This is a genomic window from Lentimicrobium sp. L6 (assembly GCF_013166655.1).
In the GTDB taxonomy this organism is placed as follows: Bacteria; Bacteroidota; Bacteroidia; order Bacteroidales; family UBA12170; genus UBA12170.
Map to the genome: position 1 here is coordinate 1 of NZ_JABKCA010000131.1, position 6,688 is coordinate 6,688.

Annotated in this window: 7 protein-coding genes; all 7 read left to right on the top strand. The window is 36.8% G+C overall.

The window, feature by feature from the left end; translation table 11 throughout:
* The first annotated feature begins 290 nt into the window (after positions 1-290).
* From hisG to hisF, 7 genes are read left to right on the top strand one after another with little or no spacing between them, the layout of a single operon-like run.
* Positions 291-1,148, top strand: coding sequence for an ATP phosphoribosyltransferase (gene hisG / locus HNS38_RS19480; RefSeq protein WP_172346945.1), 858 nt, complete (start codon positions 291-293; stop codon positions 1,146-1,148).
* Positions 1,148-2,437 (top strand): histidinol dehydrogenase, encoded by a 1,290-nt coding sequence (gene hisD / locus HNS38_RS19485; RefSeq protein ID WP_216663793.1) that lies wholly within the window; start codon positions 1,148-1,150, stop codon positions 2,435-2,437. Before hisG ends, hisD begins: the two co-directional genes overlap by 1 nt.
* Complete coding sequence (gene hisC, locus HNS38_RS19490) at positions 2,430-3,455, top strand: histidinol-phosphate transaminase (RefSeq protein WP_172346946.1); 1,026 nt, start codon at positions 2,430-2,432, stop codon at positions 3,453-3,455. The genes hisD and hisC overlap by 8 nt, the downstream gene beginning before the upstream one ends.
* Entirely contained in the window at positions 3,456-4,544 is a 1,089-nt protein-coding gene (gene hisB / locus HNS38_RS19495) for a bifunctional histidinol-phosphatase/imidazoleglycerol-phosphate dehydratase HisB (protein ID WP_172346947.1), read from the top strand.
* Positions 4,541-5,119: an imidazole glycerol phosphate synthase subunit HisH gene (hisH, locus tag HNS38_RS19500; RefSeq protein ID WP_172279996.1), complete on the top strand. Its 579-nt coding sequence runs from the start codon at positions 4,541-4,543 to the stop codon at positions 5,117-5,119. The genes hisB and hisH overlap by 4 nt, the downstream gene beginning before the upstream one ends.
* Positions 5,113-5,829 carry a 1-(5-phosphoribosyl)-5-[(5-phosphoribosylamino)methylideneamino]imidazole-4-carboxamide isomerase gene (gene hisA / locus HNS38_RS19505; RefSeq protein ID WP_371823824.1) on the top strand — a complete coding sequence of 239 codons (717 nt, stop codon included), beginning with the start codon at positions 5,113-5,115 and terminating at the stop codon, positions 5,827-5,829. Before hisH ends, hisA begins: the two co-directional genes overlap by 7 nt.
* Positions 5,823-6,581: an imidazole glycerol phosphate synthase subunit HisF gene (gene hisF / locus HNS38_RS19510; protein WP_172346949.1), complete on the top strand. Its 759-nt coding sequence runs from the start codon at positions 5,823-5,825 to the stop codon at positions 6,579-6,581. The genes hisA and hisF overlap by 7 nt, the downstream gene beginning before the upstream one ends.
* Positions 6,582-6,688: the final 107 nt, after the last annotated feature.

A 6,688-nucleotide genomic window follows, 5' to 3' on the forward strand; every position in this document is an offset into this window, starting at 1 on the left:
AAATATTACGATTAACAACTGAATTTCAGATAGTTAAAAACCGAACTCAGGTTAAAAATATTTATTATTTCTTGCACAATCCAAAAAAAATGTAATTTTGCCACAACAATAAAAAAACAAATAATGTATTTAAGTCAATTACATCATCATCATTTTCATATTTGCCCTCAGGCGAACAGGAGATGATATATGTAATCTAAAAATATTTCACAACCCGTCTGAGTAAATCAGATGGGTTTTTTGTTTTTATACCATTCCCTCAAATTTACTCAGGCAAATAAAACTTTAAAATGAGTAAATTAAAAATTGCCATCCAAAAGAGCGGAAGATTAAATGAACAGTCACTACAGTTACTCAAAAGCTGTGGAATTTCTATTAATAATGGAAACGACCAGCTAAAAGTCACTGTAGCCAATTTCCCCATAGAGATTTTATACCTGCGTAACTCCGATATTCCTCAGTATATTGAGGATGGTGTAGCCGATATTGCTATGATTGGTGAGAATTTATTAGTGGAGAAGCAGTCGAAAGTAGAGGTGGTTAAAAAGCTAGGTTTTTCCAAGTGCAAAGTTTGCCTGGCTGTTCCTAAAGAGGTAGAAGATGATGATATCAGTTATTTTGAGGGAAAGAGAATAGCGACATCCTATCCCAATACTTTAAGAGGGTTTCTTAATAAAAGAGGTATAAATGCTGATATACATACCATTTCTGGCTCCGTTGAAATAGCCCCCAATATTGGTCTTGCTGATGGCATTTGTGATATCGTGAGCTCTGGTTCTACTTTGTTTAAAAATGGATTAAGACAAACTCAAGTGATTTTAAAATCCGAAGCAGTTTTAATCAAATCATTGAAAATGAGTGCTGAGAAAGAAGAGCTATTAGAGAATCTATTATTTCGTATTAAGGCGGTTTTGAGAGCTAAAAACAGCAAGTATATTTTAATGAATGTGCGAGAGAAAAAAATTGAAGCGGTCACTAAAATTCTACCCGTTTTAAAAAGCCCTACCATATTGCCATTGGCTGAGAAAGGTTGGTGTTCTTTACATTCTGTGATTGATGAAAATAAGTTTTGGGAAGTGATTGACGAGTTGAGACTTGCCGGGGCAGAAGATATATTAATTATTCCTATCGATAAAATGGTGATATGATGAATATAATAAAGAACAGCAAAGAAATGGATTGGCCCCTATTGATGCAAAGGCCCCAGATTGAAACGAGAAAGCTTAGCGAATTGGTTTATTCCATTTTTGAGGAGGTCAAAAAAAATGGGGATTCAGCTTTAAAGAATTATGCGCTGCAGTTTGAGAAGGCGGAGCTGAATAGCCTGCAAGTGAGTAATGTTGAGTTTGAACAAGCTGAAGGCTTAGTTCCACAAGCATTAAAAGATGCCATAGATATTGCTAAGGCGAATATTGAGAAATTCCATACTTCACAAAAGGTAACAGAGGAAATAATAGAAACCAGTCTCGGAGTAAAATGCTGGAGAAAAAGCCTAGCCATAGAGAAGGTAGGACTCTATATCCCTGGTGGGACAGCTCCATTGTTTTCGACTATTCTGATGCTAGGGATTCCTGCTCAAATAGCAGCTTGTAAAGAGATTATTATGTGTACGCCTTGTGATGAAAATGGCCTGATAAATCCAGCTGTTTTATATACAGCTCAGTTGATTGGGATTAACAAGGTATACAAAGTTGGAGGAGCTCAAGCAATTGCTGCTATGGCTTTTGGAACGGAAACTATCACACCCGTTTACAAGATTTTTGGCCCAGGAAATCAATATGTGACTAAAGCTAAAGAACTCGTCCAACAAATGGGTATAGCCATTGATATGCCAGCTGGTCCCAGTGAAGTGTTGGTGATTGCTGACGAGACCAGCCTCCCCCAATTTATTGCAGCTGATTTGCTTTCTCAAGCCGAACATGGAAGCGATAGCCAAGTGATTTTGTTAAGCGACCAAGAATCTGTTTTAGAGGAAGCCATGATGGCTATTTCGGAGCAGATCAAAGAATTACCACGAGCTGAGATAGCTAAACAGGCCTTGGAAAATAGCAAATTCATTCTGTTGGAGAATATGAGTGATTGTTTCAGATTTAGTAATCAATATGCACCAGAGCATTTAATTATAGCCTCCGAAAAAGCCAACGATTATGTTGAAAAAGTGATGAATGCTGGTTCCGTCTTTTTAGGGAATTATTCCTGTGAAAGTGCTGGAGATTATGCCAGTGGAACCAATCATACATTACCCACCAATGGTTTTGCTAGAAATTATAGCGGTGTTTCATTAGATAGCTTTATGAAGAAAATCACTTTTCAAGAACTCAGTAAAGCAGGAATATCCAATCTAGGAAAAACAATAGAAGTAATGGCAGAAGCCGAGGGTCTAATGGCACATAAAAATGCAGTATCCATCAGATTAAAAGAAATAGAAAATGTTTAATATCAATCAAATAACTAGAAAAAACATTAAGGAGCTCACTCCATATAGTTCCGCACGAGAGGAGTTTCAAGGTAGTGCTCAAGTTTTTCTTGATGCCAATGAAAATCCTTATGAAACGGCTGTGAATCGTTATCCAGACCCGCAACAAAGAGAATTGAAAATGGTTTTTTCCAAAATAAAAGGACTTGACGAAAATCAGATTTTCATTGGAAATGGCAGTGATGAAATTATCGATTTATTATTCAGGGCTTTCTGCGAACCACAAGAAGACAAGGCTTTCGTATTCCCACCCACTTATGGAATGTATGAAGTTTCAGCTCAAATAAATAATGTTGAAATCATTAAAATTCCATTAAACACAGATTTTCAACTGCCCCCCCTAGAGGAAATAGAGAAGGATATAAAATCGGGAGGTCTGTTATTTATTTGTTCACCAAATAATCCCACGGGGAATGCTTTCCCTTTGGAGGAGGTGAAAAGGATAGCTGACCGGTTTTATGGATTAGTAGTTTTGGATGAAGCTTATATTGATTTCGCCGTAAGCGAAAGTGGAATTAGTATTTTGGAAACCACGCCCAATTTGGTGGTACTGCAAACCATGAGTAAAGCCTATGGATTGGCTGGTTTACGAGTGGGTATGGCTTTTGCTCATCCTGAAGTTATTGGGGTTCTTAATAAAATAAAACCGCCTTATAATGTTAATTCTTTGAGCCAAACTAAAGTAGTAGACGCACTTATTGAAAAGAGAAAGGTAGCAAAGCAAATATCAGAAATCAAAATCGAAAGACTCCGTTTGATTCGTGTTTTGGAACAAATGAACATGGTTAAAACCGTTTTCCCTTCGGAATCCAACTTTGTTTTAGTTGAATTTGAGCAGGCTGATTTGGTGATGGAAAGCCTGAGAAATCAAGGCATCATTATCAGAGATAAATCCAAAGAAATAAAAGATGCTTTACGTCTGACTATTGGTACACCGGAGCAGAATCAATTATTAATAAAAGCACTAAAAAACATTTAAATGAAAAAGGTATTATTTATTGATAGAGACGGGACTTTGGTCATTGAGCCTCCTCAAGATTTTCAGTTGGATAGCTTGGAGAAATTAGAGTTTTATCCTAGCGTGTTTCAATGGCTTTCTCGTATTGTTATGGAGTTAGACTTTGAATTGGTGATGGTCACCAATCAGGATGGCTTGGGAACAGATTCCTTTCCAGAATCAGACTTTTGGCCTGCACAGAATAAAATCATCCAGGCTTTTGAAAATGAGAATATTCATTTCTCAGCCATCAAAATAGACAACAGCTTTCCGGAAGAGAAATCTCCAAATCGTAAACCTAAAACAGGATTATTGCAAGAATATATCTATGGAGATTATGATTTGGCGCAATCATTTGTGATTGGTGATAGAAAAAGTGACATGGATTTGGCTGTAAATCTAAAAGCCCAAGGGATTTTTATGGGGGAAGGAGATGAACTTGCTGTTTTGAATACCACCAGTTGGAAAGCAATTTATGAGTTTTTAAAAGCAAAACCTAGAATATCTAAACTTCAAAGAAAGACCAAAGAAACAGATATTCTAGTCGAACTCAATTTAGATGGAGGAGGGAAGTCAGAAATATCAACGGGTTTGGGATTTTTTGATCACATGTTGGAGCAGATTGCCAAACATGGAGATTTAGACCTTTCTGTAACAGTAAAAGGAGATTTGGAAGTTGACGAGCATCATAGTATAGAAGATGTAGCCATTGTTCTTGGGGAAGCATTTTTACAAGCTTTAGGCTCCAAAAAAGGAATAGAGCGTTATGGTTTTCTTTTACCCATGGATGATTGTTTGGCTCAGGTGGCTTTGGATTTTGGTGGGAGGCCTTGGTTTAATTGGGAGGCTGAATTTAAGCGAGAAAAGATTGGAGAAATGCCCTCAGAAATGTTTTTCCACTTCTTTAAATCCTTTAGCGATGCTGCCAAATGTAATCTCAATATCAAAGCGGAAGGCCAAAACGAACATCATAAAATTGAAGCCATATTTAAAGCTTTTGCCAAGTCTATCAGAATGGCGGTTAATCAGACCAATGGTTTTTCTATCCCAAGCACGAAAGGAAGTCTATGATAGCCATAATAGATTATAATGCAGGAAATGTCAGCTCTGTGAGAAATGCCTTGAGTAATTTGGGTTGTAAAAGCATGGTGACCGATGATTTGGCAATAATAAAACAGGCCGATAAGGTAATATTCCCTGGGGTTGGAGAAGCCAGTTCAGCCATGGTTATATTAAAACAAAAAGGGCTGGATAAAATCATCAAATCCTTAAAGCAACCTGTTATAGGTATTTGTTTGGGAATGCAATTGATGTGTCAGCATAGTGAAGAAGGAAATACAGATTGCCTTGGGATTTTCGATGCAAAAGTCAAAAGGTTTCCAGAAAATGAAATGGTTCCTCACATGGGTTGGAATACATTCAAAAGTAAGGATAATAACATGCTTAGCGGTATTGGAAAAGAAAGTGATGTTTATTTTGTTCATAGCTATTATGCGGAGATTTGTGATTCAACAATAGCCTCCACAGATTATATTTTGCCATTCAGTGCTGCCATGCAAAAAGATAATTTTTATGCTACTCAATTTCACCCTGAAAAATCGGCTGGAATTGGTGCTCAAATCTTGAAAAACTTTTTAGAATTATGAGAATAATACCAGCAATAGATATCATTGATGGCAAATGTGTTCGTTTGTCGAAAGGTGATTATCAGACCAAGAAAATATATAATGAAAATCCCCTCGAGGTAGCCAAGCAATTTCAGGATGCAGGCATACAATATCTTCATGTAGTAGATTTAGATGGAGCCAAAAGCAATCATATTGTGAATCATGCCATGCTTGAAAAGATATGTCGCCATACGAATTTAAAAGTGGATTTTGGAGGAGGGTTAAAATCAAATGATGACCTCCGAATAGCCTTTGAATCTGGAGCAAATCAGATTACAGCAGGAAGTATAGCTATTAAGAATCCTCCGCTATTTTTTGAGTGGTTACAAGAATATGGTTCAAATAAAATCATTTTAGGGGCCGATTGTAATCAAAGAAAGATAGTCACCAATGGATGGTTAGAACATTCTGAAATAGATGTGATAGACTTCATCACAGAAAAGAAGGCCATGGGGATTCAACAAGTGATTTGTACCGATGTGAGCAAGGATGGAATGTTAATAGGTTCATCCATAGATTTATATAAAGAGATTTTAAAAGAAGTAGATATCAGTTTAATAGCCAGTGGAGGAGTGACTTCCATAAAGGAGTTAAAGCAATTATCGGAAATAGGTTGTGAAGGCGCCATCATTGGAAAAGCCATTTACGAAGGAAATATAAGCCTAAAAGAATTGGAGAAGCTATGCTAAAAAAGAGAATCATTCCTTGTTTGGATATTAAGGACGGAAGAACGGTGAAAGGAATCAATTTTATTGGCATACGAGATGCTGGTGATCCTATTGAATTGGCTCAGAAATATGTTGCTCAAGGAGCTGATGAGTTGGTTTTTTTGGATATTACAGCAACTATAGAAAATCGTAAAACGCTAATCGATTTGGTCAAAAGAATAGCGAAAGTTATCAATATTCCCTTTACGGTAGGTGGAGGAATCAATTCCATTGAGGATGTCAGTAATCTAATTTATGCTGGAGCCGATAAAGTGAGTATCAATTCGTCAGCTATTAAAAGACCAGAGCTCATCACTGAAATAGCCAAGAAATTTGGAAGCCAATGTTGTGTAGTGGCTATAGATACAAAATTTGAGAAGAGTGAACATTGGGTATTTATCCACGGTGGAAGAACCCGAACAACAGTAAAAACAGTAGCTTGGGCGAAACAAGTAAGCGACTTGGGCGCTGGAGAAATTTTACTCACTTCGATGAATAGCGATGGAACCAAATCAGGTTTTGATTTAGACATCACAAATCAGGTTTCAGAAATTGTTAATATTCCAGTCATTGCATCTGGAGGAGCCGGTTCTGAGCTGCATTTTAAAGAGGTGTTTGAAAATACTAAAGCTACTGGTGCTCTAGCGGCGAGTATTTTCCATTATGCTGAAATCCCCATTCCAGAGCTAAAGCAATACTTATTTAGTGAGGGTATTTCTATTAGAAAGACTTAGAGTATGAATTAGTAATTATGAATATACGCTTTTAGACACTATTCATTATTATAAACCCGAGTTCGATTATAAAAACAGAGCTAATTGATCGTCTTTCTCCAAATCAT